The sequence below is a fragment of the Marinifilum breve genome (assembly GCF_003202155.1).
Classification (GTDB): Bacteria; Bacteroidota; Bacteroidia; order Bacteroidales; family Marinifilaceae; genus Marinifilum; species Marinifilum breve.
Genome location: NZ_QFLI01000003.1, coordinates 371,806 through 392,380, shown reverse-complemented (window position 1 = coordinate 392,380; position 20,575 = coordinate 371,806). Strand labels below are relative to the sequence as shown.

11 protein-coding genes are annotated in these 20,575 nt (G+C 34.4%); 10 read left to right on the top strand and 1 reads right to left on the bottom strand.

What is annotated here, in order from left to right; all coding sequences use genetic code 11:
• Window positions 1-55 precede the first annotated feature (55 nt).
• From DF185_RS09325 to DF185_RS09295, 7 genes are all read left to right on the top strand, one after another.
• Entirely contained in the window at window positions 56-496 is a 441-nt protein-coding gene (locus tag DF185_RS09325; protein ID WP_133250005.1) for a hypothetical protein, read from the top strand.
• A 321-nt stretch (window positions 497-817) separates the two neighbouring features.
• Complete coding sequence (locus tag DF185_RS09320) at window positions 818-1,360, top strand: hypothetical protein (protein WP_110360466.1); 543 nt, start codon at window positions 818-820, stop codon at window positions 1,358-1,360.
• 57 nt (window positions 1,361-1,417) lie between these two features.
• Window positions 1,418-2,206, top strand: coding sequence for a COG1361 family protein (locus tag DF185_RS09315; RefSeq protein WP_110360465.1), 789 nt, complete (start codon window positions 1,418-1,420; stop codon window positions 2,204-2,206).
• Window positions 2,207-4,885 carry a COG1470 family protein gene (locus tag DF185_RS09310; RefSeq protein ID WP_110360464.1) on the top strand — a complete coding sequence of 893 codons (2,679 nt, stop codon included), beginning with the start codon at window positions 2,207-2,209 and terminating at the stop codon, window positions 4,883-4,885.
• On the top strand, window positions 4,882-5,415 hold the full coding sequence (locus DF185_RS09305) for a hypothetical protein (RefSeq protein WP_110360463.1): 534 nt from the start codon (window positions 4,882-4,884) through the stop codon (window positions 5,413-5,415). Before DF185_RS09310 ends, DF185_RS09305 begins: the two co-directional genes overlap by 4 nt.
• A gap of 2 nt (window positions 5,416-5,417) precedes the next feature.
• Window positions 5,418-5,906, top strand: a complete 489-nt coding sequence (locus DF185_RS09300) for a hypothetical protein (RefSeq protein ID WP_110360462.1) — start codon at window positions 5,418-5,420, stop codon at window positions 5,904-5,906.
• A 495-nt stretch (window positions 5,907-6,401) separates the two neighbouring features.
• Complete coding sequence (locus DF185_RS09295) at window positions 6,402-6,746, top strand: bactofilin family protein (protein WP_110360461.1); 345 nt, start codon at window positions 6,402-6,404, stop codon at window positions 6,744-6,746.
• Here DF185_RS09295 and DF185_RS23575 read toward each other — a convergent pair.
• On the bottom strand, window positions 6,736-7,233 hold the full coding sequence (locus DF185_RS23575; RefSeq protein WP_165835990.1) for a methyltransferase domain-containing protein: 498 nt from the start codon (window positions 7,231-7,233) through the stop codon (window positions 6,736-6,738). The two genes, DF185_RS09295 and DF185_RS23575, sit on opposite strands and share 11 nt — an antisense overlap.
• 1,153 nt (window positions 7,234-8,386) lie before the next feature.
• On the opposite strand from DF185_RS23575, the gene DF185_RS09285 reads away from it, so the two are divergent.
• The 3 genes from DF185_RS09285 to DF185_RS09270 all read left to right on the top strand — a co-directional run bounded on the left by DF185_RS09285 (window position 8,387) and on the right by DF185_RS09270 (window position 20,539).
• Entirely contained in the window at window positions 8,387-9,040 is a 654-nt protein-coding gene (locus DF185_RS09285) for a PQLLE family protein (protein ID WP_110360459.1), read from the top strand.
• A gap of 1,293 nt (window positions 9,041-10,333) precedes the next feature.
• Window positions 10,334-10,690 (top strand): transposase, encoded by a 357-nt coding sequence (locus DF185_RS24205; RefSeq protein ID WP_207784619.1) that lies wholly within the window; start codon window positions 10,334-10,336, stop codon window positions 10,688-10,690.
• 252 nt (window positions 10,691-10,942) lie between these two features.
• Window positions 10,943-20,539, top strand: coding sequence for a LamG-like jellyroll fold domain-containing protein (locus tag DF185_RS09270; protein ID WP_110360458.1), 9,597 nt, complete (start codon window positions 10,943-10,945; stop codon window positions 20,537-20,539).
• The last annotated feature ends 36 nt before the right edge of the window (window positions 20,540-20,575 follow it).

Sequence of the window (20,575 nt, the reverse complement as noted above, 5' to 3'; positions counted from 1 at the left end):
AAATTTGAAACGGATGGTATTTGTTTAATAGTGAGTCTAATTAAAAATGCTTTAGATGATGATGTATTACAATAGTTTTCTGAAAGATAATGATTGTGAAAATTCGAGAAGTAGTATTGATGTTATATTTCGAATCAGAAAAACAGTACAAACTCGTGGACATAATAAAATGTCAGAATCGGAGCGTTATGAATTAAAATTAAACAACATAACCCAAGTTTTGTTGCACGAGAAATCATCAATGTTTAGCTACTTGAAAAAAATTAACTACCCATATGCTTACGAATGCCAGGAAGTGTATATGGATTATATTTTGAGAGTGTCTTATCTAAATTTTTCTTTTACCAACGGATTAGATTTTAAAAAGATTGATCATTTTCAAAACTGCCTGGATAAATGGTTGGAGGAACAAGAAGGAAAAATTCTCAAATACATAAAGGACAAAGACAAGAAAAAATCGAGCTTAAAATGGTTCGATAACATATTAGTAAAATAGTGCTGTATGATTTAATAAAGGGTAATTCTAAAGAAGTGCCTAAAGTACTTCGAATACTTAGAGTACTTAAAGTATTAGTACGATAATATTTTTGTTTTAATCAGGTTATTAAATAAAATGTTAAATGAGTGATTGCGATATTTATAACATAAGTTTTAATTTTAAGTACTTTAGGCACATTAAGTACTATTTAGTAACTCACCCACTAAAAATCATATAGAACCAGTAAAGTGAATCTTCTTTTAACATGAATATATTTTAAAGAACAACATAGAGTTGTATTAATCATTTGTTTAATTATTAATTTAAAAAGTAAATTTTATGAAAAGAAAAATTGTAACTCTAGCAATGATGGTGTTTGCCAGTTATTTTGGTTTTGCACAAGACAGTGGTACAGCAAGTCACACTTTATCGGTAACGGTGCCCGAAGTAGCCATTCTTGATTTGGAATCACCGGGAACTACAGCCATTGCTTTATCTTTTACAGCCCCTACCGAAGCGGGTATGGGAGTCGAAGGATCATCAAACTCCGATTTGTGGTTGAACTACTCTTCTATCAAGTCAACAGTGAATCCAACAAGAACTGTAAACGTACAGATGAGTAAAATTATTCCTGGTGCCGATATTAAGGTAGCTGCTGCTGCTCATGCTGGTACTGGCGAAGGTGCCGTGGGTACTCCTGCTGGCGAGTTAACCTTAACAACTTCGGCTCAAACTCTTGTTAATGGTATTGGTAGCTGTTATACTGGCGACGGTGTTAGCAACGGCCATAACCTTACTTATAGTCTTGTTGTGGGATCGGATTATTCTGCTCTTGAAAAAACAAACGAGCCTGTAACAATTACTTACACAATTTCCAACTAAATTAATGCTCAATCATCTGCACCAAGGTGCAGATGATTGTTTCAAAATCAAAACTCTATGCTTAGAAGTATATTTATTTTTATTCTACTATTAGTATTTTGTAATGGCCTGTTTGCAAACATTAGTGTTGTAAATGGGCTTTCTCATACTCATAAGGTCAATGGGGGTGAAACATTGCGTGGAACAATTGAACTAATCAATCAGGGAACAAAAACAGAGAATTTAAAGATTTACTTGAATGATTATCGCTACAACGAAATGGGAGAATCTTTCTTTGAAGTGGGCGGTAACAAGCGTACCAATCTATCCTGGATTGAATTGGGAACAGAAGAAATTAGCTTGGAAGCAGGTAAGTCATTTGTGTTGCCATATGAAGTAAGGGTTCCCAAAAATCTTGAGTTTAATGGAAGTTATTGGAGTGTTGTAATGATTGAACCAGTCGATTTGCTTGAGGATCCTATGGATTTGGAAATGGCCGTTGGGGTGAAATCAAAAATTCGTTACGCAGTACAAATTATTTGTAACAAAGGGGATGATGCGCAGGCAAAGATTGATTTTAAAAATGCAGAACTTCATAAAGGAGAAAGACGATTACTATTTGTCGACTTGTTGAATACAGGTGAATTGTATCATAAAATCCAGGTATTGGTAGAGTTTTACAATCCTGAAACAGGAGAGCAAACTGCCATTGTTGGATCGGTAATGCAAAGCTTACATCCCGATAATTGCAAAAGATTTGCTGTTGACGTTTCCAGTGTTCCCAAGGGCGATTATCAGGCTGTTTTACTGGCAAAGTGTGAGGATGGAAATATTTTTGGTATGCATGCTGATATTGGCGTAAAATAAATGATTCGCAAATTTGGATACATACAGTTTGTTCAAATTTTCGTACTGTTGTTCACAATTACTACGGCAGCAAATGCACAGGTAATATCGATTAATAATCTTACGGATAGTTTGTTTTGTATGCCTAATGATGCAATTTCCTTGCGATTGATTATTGAAAATAACTCCGATAATGAAATTGATTTGCAATCGGAAATTAAACTGCCCGAAGGATGGAAACTTAATTTAGGGGCAAATAACCTAAAACTGGCTGCTAATCGAAAAAGATTGGTTTTGTTCAATGTTTTTATCCCCGAAGGATGTGAAAAAGGCAGTTACGCGATTGCTGTTGTTTTTAAAAATTCTGAATTAAACATACACAATGAGGCCAACCTTAATATACAGGTTCAGGAAAGTATAAAATTAAATGTTGAGTATAATCAGCAGAATGATTATTGTTTGGCCGGAGATACGGTAGTGGGTGAGTTTTTTGTACACAATCGTAGTAATTGTGCAATGAATTTGGTCTTAAAACCTAACAATTGCATTTACACAGGAGACACCAATGTTAGTATTGGAATGGATTCGATAATGCAGGTAAAAGTTCTTGTTGCTACTTATAAAGATATAATAGAATTTAAAGAAAGAGGTTTTAGTTTGCTAATTAGTCGTAAAAATACAGAAGAACACAATTGGTATGCTTATGGTAAAATAAAGGTTTTGCCAACTGGCAATGCGAAACCCGATAAATTCAATAGAATTCCTATTGATTTTAAGTTGAATTCAATGGCCTATAAGAAATTGGGAAAATGGCAAAATGGAAGCATGGTAGAACTCTCTTCATCCAAACCTATTGTGATAAAGCCTGGTGCTTATATCGATTTTAAATTTGTTGGACCAAACAGATACGGAAAACCTGTTTTGGGCGGAGTAGACAGGTATTGGGCACGATTTGTTGACAGTACAAAAACCTTTGTGCTGGGCGATCAAACATTTACCGCCACCGAGCTTACCGAACAATCTCGTGGGGGAAGAGGTGCAAAGGTAAAGCTTAAAAAAGGAGCATTTCAGTTTTCAGCTTTCGCAAATAAACCAAGATTCATTCAAGGCCTCGAATCGGAATTTGCATTTTCTTCATCAACAAAGCTTAACGAAACTACAGAAATAGGACTTACCTACCTTAGAAAAAATGAAGAATTAAGAAAATCGAACCTATACTCTCTTACGGCAAAACGATCGATAGGTGGTTTTTTTAATCTAGATTCAGAAGTATCCTATGGTAAGAATAATATAAAAGATGGTTCCGCATTTAAAATGATTGGGGATGTAATGCTTAAGAATCTCAGTGGTGGATCTAAGTTCATTTATGCTTCAAAGGGCTACCCCGGTTATTACTCGAACTCTGTGTTTATGGCGGGAAATCTATCCTACAACATTACCGAAACTTCTTCAATAGGTGTCAATTATCGCCGCGATGATGCCAATTCGCTTAAGGATACCCTAAGTGCCATAATTCCCAAAAGTAAGAGCTTGAGTATACGGTATGGCTTTGGAATTGGAGAGCATTTCAGAATTGCATTGGAAGGAGCTAGTAGTGCTATGACAGACCGGACAAACCCGGTACGTTTCGATTATACTCAAAGAACTGGAGGAATTAGTATGATTGCTGCTTACGAAAAGTTTTCATGCGGAATTTCAGGGGCTTTGGGGAAATATGAAAACAAATTAACTTTTGTTGAAGATAAGTTATTTAATATCGAACACAATTTATCCTATAAGTTTGCCAAAATGAATGTGGGCTACTCCTTATCTTACGAAGAAAGTAACAAAACCATTGAACTTGATTCGAAAAAACTGCTGATTGGGCTTCATCTTTCAGCAAAAATCGGAGAAAAATCGAATTTGAACTTCGATTTTCGAAATACCTATAAAAAGGAAGAATATTATAAAAACAGGAGTTTGCTCGATTTTTCCTTCCAAACAAAAGTGCATAAAAACGGTACTTTGGAATGCTATGCCAATTATTCCCTCGAAAAAAATAGCCTGGGCGAAAAAGATTTGGCAGTCGGATTAAGATACAAGCAAAGAATAAACATACCAATTAGTAAAAAGAAAGATTTGTGTAATCTGTCGGGTTGTGTTAATAATTTTGGTGCCGATAATGTGGAAGGAATTCTTGTTTTTCTAAATGGACAGGTTGCAATAACCGATAAAAAGGGAAATTTTAACTTTCAAAATTTAAAGTCGGGCAACTACGATCTTTATATCGATAAAAGTGCTATGTCTATCGATGATATGGTAATTGATGAACTGCCCATTAAGATGAATGTAATTCCCGGAGACAATAAAGTTGCCCTTGGAGTTACCAAATCGTCTCAATTGCAATTAAAGTTCGATTATAAAAAGAGTTTCGACATGCAAAACCAAAGCTTTCAGGGAAAACAGTATGCTTTTTTGCTATTAAGCAAAGGAAAAATACAAATAAGTAAAAGAGTAGCTTTAGATAAGGATTTTACAGTGGCTAAACTCTTGCCCGGAGAATGGAATGTAAAGCTTTTTGTGAAGAAGAGTTCCCCGATTCAGATTTTATTTAAGGAGAAGCGAATTAATATAAAATCGGGTGAAACCCATGTCGAAAAAATTACATATAGAAATAAACGCAGAATGATCAAGTTTAATCAGGAAAGAATAAGCTTATGAGAATTTACAAGTGCATATGGGTATTGTTGATTGCTTTTTGGGCTAGTAATGCTGTAACGGCACAATGTGTCGATGACAGTTATGTGCGCCTGAAACTTAAAAATATCTCATTGGTTGATATTGAACCCAAAGGAGATGTAGAGATTATTATTAAGCCTCCGCTTAAAGCAGGAATGGATTTTCAACAATACGCAAGTTCATCAAAGTGGTTAAACTACTCTTCGAGTGTAAGAAGATATGAGAACAAAAATATATCCGTTTCCATGGGAGGAAGCCTGCCTAAGGGCGTTTTGTTAAAATTAAAGATAGCTGCTTCGATAAGCGGAGAAGGACAGTTGGGCATGAGTGCCGGAGAAGTGTATTTGGGCAATAGAAATGTGCAAATTATTACCGGCATTGGTGGGGCTTATACGGGGGCAGGAGTTGGAAAAGGTCATAAATTGGATTATGAACTGGAGTTTGAAGATTATGGGGTTCTATCTCAAATGCAATCCAAGGCTATTTTAATAACTTATACAATAACCAATTAAACATGAGAGTAAGAATATTAATAATATTACTGTGTGGTTTTTCATGTTCTGTTTATGCCCAGAAAATAGAAGTAAAAGGAAAGTGGAAAATCAATGTCTCAGCTAAAGATATCCTTAATGCCGGTAACGATTACAATACCTGTTACGAAAGTTCTGAAGGTGAAGTGGAGTTTCGTGTAAAGAACAATTGGAACCATGAGTATAACGGATATTCATGGATTGTATATATCAATAAACAGGATGAAATCTGGCATCCCAATCTTAAGCTTTCAGTAAGAAGAACCAGCGATGGCTCGTCGGCTTATGCTTGTTATTCATACATATACGGTGGTGGATATTATCGAAATGTTAGCGATAGACACAGTTTCTTTTGTGCAGGATACAGAGGGCGCGATAATGTAGAACTGCAATACAAATTAGAGGGAGTTTCATTACTACTCCCGGTTAGAAATTATAAAACATACGTAACATATACCATCGTAGAATACTAAATGATTTAATAAGCTGAATTCGATTAAAAATATCCATCATCCAAAGTTTATCTATATGCAACAAGCACATAAATTTAAGGTCCTGTATGATTTATAGTGGGGCATTCTTTAGAATTATTGTTTTGACCGTTATTTTTTTTCCAGTGACCCATGTGGCATACGCGTCAACTTAAGCCGTAAGGTTTATATTTTCAGGAAATTAGTTCACCCATTTGTCCTGACGGACATCTCCCCTGAAAAGGGAGAACGCAACCAATAAAGGTTCTGCTGTAAATTGAATTGTGAACTATCGTTGAATCTTAGCCTCTTTCCCTTACAGGGAAAGTGCCGACAGGCGAAAGGGTGAAATCGAAATGCAAAAACAACTTCGGTGATTATCAAACTTATATGTTTATTAAGTTGATGCTTATGCCCATGTGGGTGTTGTAAGTGTCTGAATTTAACCGCTTTATTTTATCTGATTATAGAAGCTTTAAACTACTTAAGTAATAAAAAATGAATTTTAAATTGAAGAACGAAGATCTATATAGTTTCTGCCTGCTTGAGCAGAATACATTTGTTAAGGGGAATATCGAACTAGAGGTAAATATGAGAATTAATGGTAAGGTAAAAGGAAATGTAATTTCTCAAAAAAAAATCATTCTCGGAAAATATGCTCAGGTCGATGGCGATGTATCCTGTTCCGAATTAATTGTTGAAGGAAACATTTTGGGTAATATAAAAACGACAGATGATCTCATAATAAAGAACAGCGCTGTCGTTTCTGGTAAAATAACCTGTAAAACAATTAAGGTAGAAGAGGGAGCAAAACTAAATGGTACGATACATTCTACCCAATAACTTTAAGTAATTTTTGTGCGATTTCATGCAATGTGCGTAAGCACATTGCTTTTTTTAAATCATTTTTAAAGAGAGACGTACTTATTTTCTGCATAAAAACATATTTAAAATCACATCTTTGTGCAACCAGTTGATAGCCATACTTCCTCATTAGGTTCGATAAGCTTTGCTTTGTAAAAAGGTAATGTCCACTGAATCCCGATTTTTGTGGATTACAAATGATCTTTAACAAATTCCTGGCTATTGTCTCTATATAAATAACACTTTCAGGATAAAGATTGGATGCTATAATTTTGAAAAACTCCCTGTAGTTATTTATGAGTTCGAAACTTTTATGAAAAATAATAACATCAATTTTACGCGATACTTGTAAATCCTTAAAGAATTCTTCTATCGACTTTAGCTTCGTATATTCATCCTTTTCTATTAGGTGTGAAGGGTTAAAAACAATTACTTCACAATCCATTTCATTAAAATAATTTGCCATATTTTCAATATTAATCCCCACCATAACAATTAATGGAGCTCCGGGGGGCAAAAACTTTTTGCCATACAAAAATTTATAAATTTTGTGAGCCTCTTTGTTCAATTTTTTATTTCTTTTTAGTATGGAAATCGTTTTTTTTCTTGTCGATATTTGTTCTTTTTGATTGTTGTAATAAATAATGCCACAAGTTTGACATATTAATAGATGCGAGTTGGTTTTACTAATTTTTGGTCTGATTTCGCATATCGGACACGAGTCTTTAAATTGGTTGATTTTCATTTTTCTTCACTGTAGTATTTATAACAGTCTTTACTATGGGTATGAAGAAGAGTGGAATTATGTTTTTGTGTAAATGATAAAAATTATAAAATGGTTTTGTTTTGCTCTGATTATTAAGGTAGGTAAAAGGCTAGGTTCAAAGTAGAGCATGTCTCATATTACAAGGTGAATTGACTACTGTGTTGAAAAACCTGATTAATAAATTTTAAATTCTGAGGAAAACGGAAATTTACAGGAAAAACATTTTTTTTTAACAGGCATTTTAGCTGTGAAGGCCTGTAAATACTGACTATTTGGCCAATTGAATTCTCGTTTTTTGGAGTGGAATTCTAAATTTTAGCAATGTTTTGCTGATTAAAAAGAAGTAGGCCTGTGTTTGAAAAATAATTATTGATTAAAATACTGTTTTGTTGCCCTTGTTAAGGGGCGTACAAATCAGTAATAATACACGGTTTAACAGCCTTCCAAACTAGTCCGTTTTTTTTAGTAAAAATAATGTTGGAACATTTCACTTGCCGAAAAATGAGTGGGAGAGGATGATTCAAGTCAATACTCATAGCAAACCAATTAGCTATCCCCGATTCATATTCAGGGATCAGTGAGTACAGGATTTACAATCCGAAAAAACAACTCCCACTATCCCTCGCTATCCCCGATTTGTAATCAGGAATCGTGAGTACGGGATTTGCAATCCGAAAAAATTAGAAACACATATTGGTTCAAGTGTAGTATCCGTATGAATATTTATAAGGTAGGAATACTTTATGGGTACACTGTACTTTAATGGATAGATAATTGAACAATCAAAATAATTTTGGTTTATAAAGCAAAACGCTTTAAATTAGTTAATGTTAATTAAACTAAAATCAATACAATGTACACTACTTTTAATGAAAACATGGAAAAGCATCGCATCCTACTTTGGAATGCTTCCGATGATGCCGGTATTCAACCTCGTTTGTCCATTTACGGCTACACAGCTGAAAAATTACATGAAGGACAAAGCCTTTGGGAACAAACCAATAACTATGGACAATTGCAAAACAAGGAAAAGGATGAACAAAAAGCAGCTACCAATAATTTTAATGAAAAATGGCAGCAGTCCATTTCCGAAATCAAAAGATTTAAAAAATTAGCTCGTTTGGTATTCGATACGGATCCCAATGCCTGGAATATGCTTAAGCTTGACACATTAAATATTTCTAAATTTGCCGATTGGTATGCCGATACCGATTTGGTATATACCAATATTTTGGAACACGAAGAGTGGATTACCGCAATGCAAGGTTTGGGCTATACCAATGAGAGCATAACTACCATGCAAACCAAGTTGCGTAACTTGAAGAATCTGCAGCAAACCAAGCAACAAGAAATTGGAGATGCACAACAGGCTACCGACCTAAAATGGAACTCCTACAATCAATTAAAAGATTTTTGTTACAAATTGCGCGAAGTGGCAAAAATAGAGTTCGAAAACGATCCTCAATTGCTCGAAAAATTAGGCATCTTGGTTCGTTCCAATGCATAATAAATATAAAGCACTAAAATTATATGTCGATTCTTAAAAGAGTCGGCATTTTTTGGGGAATAAATTAAGGAATAATCCACTTTTTGCAATTCCGAATATGTAGCCGCTACCTCGCTGTCAATGTCATTAAGTTAGTAGATTTTGCCTCACGCACACCCTTTTATTATTCCTATTAGTCATGAGACGCTTCGCTTTGTACCCTAAAGGGAACAGCGCAAAGGATAAAGCCCCTTTAGAGCCTGTTCCGAGAATCGGAAGGTTTGGGGTAATTTTGGCAATGTTTATTAAAAGGATGTACCCTTAACTTAATGACATTGACCTCGCTGTCCCTGATTTGTAATCAGGGATCAAGGAGTACAGGATTTGCAATCCGAAAAGGCAATGCCATACAATTTTTCGGCTCTGTATGATTTATAGTGGGTAGTTTATAAAATTAGCTAGCTTATAAGTTAAAAAATTATTTCTACTTTGTTCGAACTGCATTAGTGGGCACTGGAAGGACAAGCTTCTTATCCGCAGAAAACATATAGAGAGACGGGGAAGCTTCGTCCCGAAATAGAATTTGTAAGCATTTGGGAGCCAAATGCAACAAAATTCATAATCGGGAGAGAAGATCACCCCGCCGAACTTAATGTTTTCAAGTAGAAGGAGTTTGTGCTTACACGCCCTAGATTTTTTGCTTACTTTTTCATCGATTGAAAAAGTAAGAGCCATGCGGCTTGAGCAAAATATAGTTAAACTAAAGAATTATTGTTTTCAAATAATAATCGATATAGTTACCCACTATATTTCATATAGAACCTTTTTTTCTTGTTAATCCAACTCCTCTTGTGATAAAGAAACTCTTTTGGTTTCTTCTGGCTTTACTATAAAATTAACAAATGGATACTTGTCAAGCCATTCCTTTTTGATAGCCAGAAATATTACTTTTTTAAAGTTTTTGATGTGATCTAGGGTAGTCTCGTATCTTTTGTAAGTAGAAGGAGAGTAGTCAATTCCTACTCGCTCTTTTAAAAGTGTATTGTGCTGTTCAAATGCTTTTACAAGAGAGCTGGTGTTTGTCTGGTATTTTAATAAGGTATCCTTAATTATTTTAGCACTTACGGTTTTGTCATCTTCAATAAGTTTTTGATAAATCCTGTTCGCTTAAGTAAAATTCTTTCCCTGACCAAAATCATAAGCTTGTTATTGTGAAAAACGTAATGAATTCTAAAATATCAACAATAACTAAGGTTTTTTTGTTTCTAAAATGAACTACCTGAAAATAGACACCAACAGGTACTAGTAGATGAAATTATTGAGTTTACTGGAGCGCAGGCAAAACGCAAGTACCCTAAAAGACTTAGAAGAGTTGCTATATGGGATGATAAGAAGCAGGTGATTGAACTTATCACTAACCAAATGTCTTGGACAGCAAACACTATTAGCGAGCTATACAAGAGTAGGTGGCAAATTGAGATATTCTTCAGAGAAATAAAACAGCTATTACACATTAAATCATTTATCGGAACAAGTGAAAATGGTGTAATGATTCAAATTTGGACTGCATTAATAACCATACTTGTCCTAAAATACTTGAAAGCTCTTTCTAAATTTGGGAGGAGGTTATCAAACTTTGTTGCCTTTATTCGTTTAAATCTTTTTTTTTAAATAGACCTTCAAAAATGGTTGGATAAACCATTTGATGAACCGTCTAAGAATACAAATGAAGCAATACAAAGGGTTTTGTTTTGAAATATGAGGTTCTGCGCTCTGTAAAACGCATGAATACGGAACTCTATTTATATGATTTTATTATTTAGGACGCTATTGATCAAATATAATATTAATTTTGCAAACGTTATGAATTAATATTATTATGATAGGACATCAAAAAACAAATATTCTATAAATTTTAAGCAAATGAAAAAACATCTACTATTACTTGCTTTCTTATTAAGTACAATAAGTTCCTATGCCATGGATTTTGGAGGTCCTTATTGGGAGATAAAAAACAATACTGTTTTTATACACTTTACAAGTTATTGTACAGATGGAAACGATGATTGGCTGAAAAATGTGAAAATATCGATATTAAATCCTCATACAAATGAATATGTTGAAGTGTTTAGATCTCATTTAGTTCATAATAATTATACCAATTTTGAGAATGGAGAAGATTTAAAACGAAACAGTACCATATTAGAATCCTCAAACTTTCATAGTAATCTTCGTGTATTTACAGATGATGAAATGAAAAATTATGGCAATGGTTATTCCATTCCGTATGATAGAAATTATAGAGGCGATGGAGATCAGGATGGGGCTATAGGCATCACTCTAAAATCTGAATTTCCCGGTAAAATGATATTTAAAATTGAAGGAGAGTGGGAATGGGAACATGGCCCTACTTATATTAATGAAACACATGTTGTAAATTTACCAGAAACTTTTGTTCCCGATGTAAAAAAACATGGGTATTCTCTAGCAGAATATGATTATGAAAATAACAGGATAAAAGTAAAGTTACGTACCGCACAAAAATATGGGAGTGATGAGTCGGCAGGCAGGCTTTCAGAATTTATGCTTCAATGTCATCTTAATGACTGGACTGATCTGTTTTGGATAAAATCACAAGGAAACAGTGTTGTACTGGATAAAAAATGTGCTGATTTTTTTGGAGATGTAGTTATTGGTGAACCATATTGGGAAGGAATTTATAAATATTCCGATATTTACTGGAATTTTGCTGATTCTAAAAAATATGATGCTTCTGACAGGTTTGACTTTTTTAAAAAAAGTCATTGGTTCGATTTGTGGGTTAAATGGAATTTTTATAACATTCAACCAGAAGTAGGAGGTTGGGATACTTCAAGTCATGAGTTTAACATTCAGCTATTTGAGCAGGATAATGCTGAATACAATGAAACTTTTAACATTGAATATGATAATTGTAGTGGTTCTGCCAGCATTGTGAGTAAACAAATCGATGTCAACAAGAATTTTATTAAATCAGTTGCCTTGCAGGTTAGTTCTGATAATGGCTCAACCTGGAGAGATGTAGGAAATCATTTGTCAAGTGGGGAGTCTGTCGATGTAGGCAGTCATCATATATTGGAGTATCATTTTATTGATGATATTTCTAATTTTCAGCACAAAGATGAATATTTATACCGAACCAAAACGATACGAAGCTCGCCTTTTGTAGGAGCAGATGATATAACAACCTACAGCAAGGAATTTGGTAAAATAACGATTGAAAAAAAACCTACTGAACCTGCCGATTTTCAACTGCATAATGGCACAAATGAAGATGGAAAAAATGGTGCTAAAATTACCTGGTTAAACTGTCCTGGGGTTGAAAATTACATGATACAACGAAAAGATGTTGCAACTGGAGATGTTGTTGATTTGACTCCGGATGATCGGGGACAATTTTTCGATGCTTCAATTAAAACATGTAAGGTATATGAATATAGAGTTAAAGCTACCAATAGTACTCAATCAGTATTTACCGATTGGAAAAGTGTGGTGCTTGACGACGATATTAATGATGTAATGCAGAGTCTGGAAGCATCGAAAGGTTATTTTAACAATAGCATTAATTTGGAGTGGAAAGGAAAAGATCTGGGTAAATGTGATAACTTTAGAATATTCCGTAAAGAGTATGATACAAATCAGGATGTAGAATTAATAAAAGTTACCAATAACACCAATACAAATGCTTTTGTTGATGAAACCGCTGAAGCAGGAACTTTGTATGAATATCAGGTAAAAGCCATTGGACATTGTGAACATGCAAATGGAGAAACAGTTATCACCGAAAGTAATATGCTGAAAGCTATAGGCTTTCGCAAACCCTGTGGCACCATACACGGTAACGTTTCGTTTAAAGGAGGAAATGCAGTCGAAAATGTAAAGGTAGCTATCAATCGAAATGGGAATACACAACCTTTGGGGAGTAGCTTGCGAAGTAATGGTTCTTCTACAGGAGTGGTGACAGATGATCCTATTGATGTTACAGATGAATTTACTATCGAATTCTTTTTTAATCTTAATGACGTAAAGCAAGAAGCAGTTTTAGTAAGTGCTGAAGATGCATTTAGATTATCTTTTGTGCACGATCCTAATTTATTCGATAGATGTTTAGAGCTTTATATTGGAAGCAAATTATTCCGTACAGAACCTCTCGATAATTCAGTATTTAAATTTGGAGAGTTTAACCATCTTGCATTGGTAAGATCAAAAGATCCACTTCATCCCATTAAAATTTATTTAAATGGGGAACCATTAGAGTTTACTGAATACAATACGATTATTGACATACGAGAAGCTAAACCAATTTCGTTTATCAAAAATACCATCGGATGTATTGATGAAATAAGATGTTGGAATCTAGCACGAAGTAAAGAGCAAATTAAGAACAACTACTGGCGTTTTCTTTCCGGTGATGAAAAAGGATTGATTTTATACTGGAGACTGGACGAAGGACTTGGAGAGTTTGCTTTTGATATGTCAAAGAAAGGAGCTCGATATAATAAAAATCATGGTCGTTTTACCAAAGGTGATATTAACTTTAGCAACCTGATTCCTCCAATATCTAAATTATCTCTGTGTGGTTTAACCGATAAAAATGGAAATTATTCAGTTACTGGAATTATATTTAAGGGAACGGGACAAACTTTTAATATAGTGCCCATGAAAGGCATTCATAAGTTTGAGCCATCGGTTCGTTCAGAGTTTATCAGTGAAAATTCGTTAGTGCATAATAAAATCGATTTTGAGGATGTTTCTTCCTTTAAGGTAAGTGGTTTTGTCAAGTACGAAAATACCGATTTTCCTGTTGAAGGTGTCTATTTAAAAGTGGATGGTAACAATGTTGTAGATTCGGATAAAAAACCGATTACAACAGACAGACAAGGAGAATTTCAAATTGATGTACCCATTGGAAATCACTTTATAACTGTAGAGAAACAGGGACATGTATTTGCATCCATGCACTACCCTCCTCGTCAGCATGAATCAACTCCTGATTATCACTATTTTAAAGAACCTCTTAGTGGTTTGCAATTTATTGATACCACAAGAGTAAAACTGGCCGGACGTATTGTTGGAGGAACTCGTGAAGGAGATAAAAAAATTGGATTTGGTAAATCAATAAATAACATTGGAGTTGTTACAGCTACTTTAACAACAGAAAAAAGCTTCGATTTAGATACAGAAGAATTGGCATCAAGTCCGTTCACAACTTTTTCTACCAATCCCAAAACAGGAGAATATGAAGTATGGTTGTTGCCAGAAAACTATATCATAACAAAACTCTCAGAAACAAAGAGTAAGCTTAAGTTACGTCCTGTCGATTATGGAAATATTTGCAACCTGGAAACAATACGAAAAAACGAAGAAGTTGATTCTGTTTTTACCGATAAAGATGGTGTTAAAACTCTTGAAACTGTAAATAAATATCAATACTGTCTAAAAAAGAATATTATTTACCGATCAAAGCCTCAGGTTTCGGTTGTTTCTGTAGATGTCGACGATCCAAAAAAAACAGATCCTATACTGTCTGAAAAATCATTAACCTATAAAACAGAGAATAACGAAGAAGTAGAAATTGATTTGTTTGACAAGGATAACAATGATGTTTTTGGACATCCTGTTTTTATTTCGGGTAACCTATATTGTTACCAGGTATCAGCATTCGAACCTTATGAAAACAAAGATGATGATTCACCTATTTCAGAGCTTGATAAAGTACCTGTAACAGATGGAACTATAAAAGTAAATACTGACTTTGCAAAATCACAAGAAGGTTCACCTGAATTTAAACTGGATAGTCTTGGACATGCAGTATTCTCGTTTCTGGCAAGTGGTCCCAATCTGACAACAGATCGTGAGAGTCCAGAGCGGAGTTATACAAAATACATGGATATGAAACTCCAGACCCAAAGTGGACTATTTGCCAATTGGCCTTCCAACGAAGAACCATACAGAGCATATTTTATAGGAGTTAAACCAACTGGAAATGACTTTGTCACCAAAGGGCCCGACAAAGTGGATTTCATATTACGAGACCCTCCCGGATCCAATAGTTTTGCTTCTATTAAAAAAGGATTTTCTGTAACAAAAACAGAAACATTTAGTCTTGGAGAATCCGTTTTAGGAAGCTTAAAAGTGACTAATAATCTAGGAGCAAAAACAACTATTGGATCTGGTGTTGGAGTAATGACCTTTAGTGAAATAGAAGTAACAGATGAACTTCATAGAAACGTTGCAATGAAAACCTTCTTAAAGTCATCTAATACTAAAATAAACACTACTACATATACTGATTCCTATAAGACTAGTAATTCCAATCATTACGTAGGAAGCGATGCAGATGTCTTTTTAGGCACTTCTTCGAATATAGTTTATGGAACATCAAAAGAAATAAAGGCAGTTAAAGAATCGTCTCTGGCTTCAGGTGCTATTGTTGTAGGAAAACACAATGGACATGCCCTTATTTTAGACGAAGGGATACGTATTTCTCCTGAGTTCAACACCATGTTTGTTTACACTCAAAACCACATTAAATACAATCTGATACCTGATTTGAAAAAATTACGCAATAATTTATTTCAAACACAAAGTAATAAGTATCAATTGGTACTTAAAGATTCTAAAGATCCAAAATATGGAACCAATAACGACGACTCTGTTTGGGGAGAACGTGCTATTGATAAAGATGGACAGGTAAGTACCGATCCCAAAGCTCCCTCATATATTTTTAAACCAATTAGCAAAGAAGAATTTAAAGCAACCCCTGATGCATGGACTCAAGACTCTGTTCGTTTTTATAATAACCAGATTAAACAATGGAAAGCTATTTTGGCTCAAAACGAAAGAGAAAAACTGGAATCGAAGCCCAATGCCAAACATAGCAATATCTCCTTTGATGCCGGAACTGTTTATGAAAACTCTATGACAACAAGTCGAACTAAAAAAAGTACGTTCAATTTTGAATTTACAATGTCACTAGAATTATCAACAGTATTAGGGCTGGAAATTAATGAGGTTGGTTACAAAACAGACCTATCACTAACCACAACTTCAACTGTAGGAAAAACTAAAGAAAACAGTGAAACAAAAAATAAAACAGTAAGTTACACACTGGCCGACAACAACACAACCGACTATTATACAGTAGATGTAAACGACTGTCAAAAGGGTCACGGTCCCATATTTAAAGTTCGGGGTGGGCAAACTTCCTGTCCTTACCAGGGAAAAGAAGCGACAGAATATTATGCACCTGGAACAGAATTAAATGTAGCTACCCTGCAGGTGGAAAAGCCAAAAATTACAGTCGACCATGCTGTTCAATCTAATATTCCAGCCAACCAGCCTGCCATTTACAATGTAACCTTAAGCAATGAATCAGAATCGGGACATGATTTATACTACAAAGTGAATGTCGCAGGAGGATCGAATCCTTTGGGAGCAACCGTTTTTCTGGGAGGAATGAGAATCAATTCGGGAGCTACATTCCTTATTCCGGCAGGTACCAGTATTCACAAAGTAATGGAATTGCATAAAAGTGAGAGCGATACTTATGAAGATATTAAAATAGTAATGCATTCGATATGTCAATACAATCCTATGGATCATATCGAAGATATTTGTGATTCTATAGTCGTATCGGCTCATTTCACAGCAGAGTGTAGTCCTATAGAAATGACTGCTCCAAATGATAAATGGGTACAAAATAAAGAAAGCGGTGAAATACTAAATGTAACACTTGAAGGATTTAACTACAACCTGCCCACTTTAGAAAAAATAGATTTTCAATATAGGGCTACGTCCTCATCTCAATGGATTACAACACATTCATGGTTTAAGAATGAAACAAATTCTGATTATAATTCAGAGGATCCGTCGATGGAAATTCTGGAAGACAAGGGAAAAATTATTTTTCCCTGGAACATGAAGAATATTGCAGATGGTGAATATATTATTAGGGCTCGTGCATTGTGTACCGATGGTTCTGAATCACATTCGGCCGAATTGAGTGGAATCAAGGATATGAAACCTCCAAAAGTTTTTGGCACCCCTCATCCAAACGATGGAATTCTTTCCTTTGGTGAAGATATCGGAATTCGATTTGATGAAACTATTGATGCCGGCAAAATTACTAAGATGTCAAATATTGAAATATCGGTAGTACCAAACAATATTGCTATCGATCACTCTACATCTTTACAATTTGATGGCGAAAAAACCTACGCCCGAACAAATCCGGGTTTGCAGCTTGCCGAAAAAAGTTTTACGGTAGAATTTTGGGCATCCTTACCTAAGAATGCAGAAGGTGATATTTTATCTTATATGGTCTCCGAAAAAGAAGGATTTAAATTGTCGGCAAGTGAAAACAAGCTTTCATTATTATACAATGGAAACATTCAAACAGTAACTAGAATAACAGAGGCAACAGATAATGAATGGCATCATTATGCCATCGCTTTCAATAGCAACAAGCATAAAATCTCTCTATACGAAGATGATGAAATACTGATCGACAATTGGGAAGTAATAAATGATATTATTCATAATACTGATTTAATTTTAGGAAAAGCAGGTAAAAATCAAAACACTAATTCCTTTAAAGGAAAATTACACGATTTAAGAATTTGGAATAAAGAATTACAATTTTCTACTATTTATGCACAAAAGGATAAAACATTAAGTGGTAGTGAAATAGATTTAATTGGATATTACCCTATTGATGAAGCTTTTGGTGATTTACTAACTGACAAGGCATCAGCTCGCCATGCTACTACAAATGCATCCTGGTTAGTAGAACCTGCAGGTAATTCGTTTTATTTTGATGGTTCAACAGCATTGACTGCCAACATCAGTTCAATTCCTATCAGCAACGAAACCGATATGACTCTGGAGTGCTGGTTTAGGGCTAAAGAGAATGCGCATAGTTCAACCCTTCTGTCAAATGGTAATCCTGATAAAGATTTAGAGTATCTTAATAAAATCATATGTGTAAATATAACCGAAAATGGATTTATAGAAGTTAAATCTAACGGTTTACATATGATGTCACGTTCTAAAGTAACCGATGACAGTTGGCATCATTTTTCACTAGCAGTTCATCGTACCGGAAGTGCCATGTTATTTATTGACGGTCATTTACAAGAAAAAGTAAAAGGTATTTCTTTTGGATGTTTGTATGGATCTGAATTGGCAATTGGAGGTTTGAATCCTTTTGATGGACTTACTGATCCAACAAATCGTTATACCGGACATATTGACGAACTTAAGATTTGGAATATGGCTCGTTCGCAAGAACTCATGAAAATATACCGTAATACCCGCATAAAAGGTACAAGTGCTGGTATTAAAGCATATTTTCCATTCGAAACTTATGCAAGTGTAATGAATGTTTTGGAGTCTGAACCAAGTTTAAAAGATGCTTCAGTTGATCCTTATTCAAAAGAAAACAAAAGTTATTGCGGAAACTTAACCCTTATTGGGAATGAAAACTTTTCAGATTTAACACCTAACATTAAACGGGAAAAATCTCATGTAAGCCTAAAGTATGATTATGTGCTAAATGATGATGAATTTATTATCACACCTGAACCGACTGAGCCTGCAATAATTGAACGAACCGTAATGGAAATATCGGTTAAAGGCTTATGGGATATGCATGGCAACCGACAAGAAAGTCCAAAAACATGGACAGCATATGTTTTACAAAGTCCTTTGGAGTGGGAATTTGAAGAATTAGATCTTAAAGCTAAGGTAAATTCCGAAAAAGTTTTTACAGCTACAATCGTAAATTTAAGTGGTAATCATCAGGATTTTAGTTTAAATATGCCTGCTTGGTTATCAGCATCAAAAACTTCCGGAACCATTGCTCCCAATTCTAATTTAGCAATTGAATTTAAAATACACGAAGGCTTAAATGTTGGTACATACGACGAACATATCTATTTAAGTTCAAATTTTCATTACGATGAGAAATTACATTTAAAACTTAATGTAATAGGTAATGTTCCCGATTGGACTGTTGACCCTCATAACTTTAAAAAGAACATGAGTTTTGTATCAAAAATCAGAATCAATGATATTGTCTCAACTGATGTAAATGATATTATTGGTGTTTTTGTTGGAGAAGAGTGCAGAGGAGTTGCGAATGTTGAATATATAAAAGATTTCGATGAATATTTTGCACTATTTACTGTTTATGCAGACAAAGATGGAGAAAAACTTATTTTTAGAGTTTATGATGCTAGCAGTGGGGAGATTTATACGACAACAAAACCAAGCTTTAATTTTTCTAACCAATCCATAAATGGTTCGTTTTCTCAACCTGTCTATTTTGAATGTGGGAAATTGAAGTTCTCCGATATTCAACTGAATAAAGGATGGACGTGGGTGTCGTTTAATATTCAATCCGAATATGACAATGTTAATACATTTATGCATAGTATAAATGCTACACAAGGCGATTATATTGTTGATGAAGAAACAATGACCATGACTGACTATCATGCATCAGCAGGATGGGTAGGTACTTTAGAGATGCCGAAACCAGCCAAATTATATAAGTTCTTTATAAATAATGGAGGAAACTTACATATTGATGGAGTACAAGTCTCAATAAACATTCATGAAATAGAAGTAACTAATGGTTGGAACAGAATTGGATATCTGCCTAATGTTAATATGACAGTAAATGAAGCTCTGTCTGATTATCAGGCATCAGAAAATGATGTATTGGTGAGCCAGACTGCTTTTGCCATGTATGATGGATTCGACTGGCAAGGTACATTAACTTTTATGGAACCTGGGAGAGGTTATCTGTTAAAAAGAAATGGAGAAGAAACGATAACATTTAAGTATCCGGCTTCCAGTATGCTTACTTCCAATACAACTAAGTCAGCCCAGTTAAATAAAGTAGTTCAAAATAACATTTTTAAAGATTATCAAGGAGTTACTTCTGTGTTGGCAGTATTAAAAGATACCGAAAAAGCAGATACTATTTTTGCTTTGATAGATGATGAAGTAAGAGCTAAGGCTAAATTAAATCAAGATTATCAGTATATTTCCGTTTTTGGAAATCCATCTGACAATGGTAAAAAGATAGAGTTTAAAATAAAAAATAACATGGGAGTTTATGAGTTATTCTCAGAATGCACTTATAACAACGATATTGCATTAGGAACATATTCAGCGCCTGTTGTTTTAAGAGGAAAACAGTTAAAAGCAGATTTTTCCGAAGACAAAGTCTGGGTTTGTCCAAATCCAGTTAAAGAAAGGGCAAGTATACACTTTAAGCTTTCTCATCCTAATGCAATAAGTTATTCGATGTATGATATTACCGGTAATTTAATAATGGTTTCTCCTGAAATTACAGGAGTGGAAGGAATTAATAAATTAGAATGCAAAATGAACAATTTAACAAGAGGAATCTATTTAGTCAAAGCGAAAATTGGAAATATGACATTCATTTTAAAAGTACTAAAAATCTAATATTACTTTTCCAGAAATCAATAATGAAAAATAGAT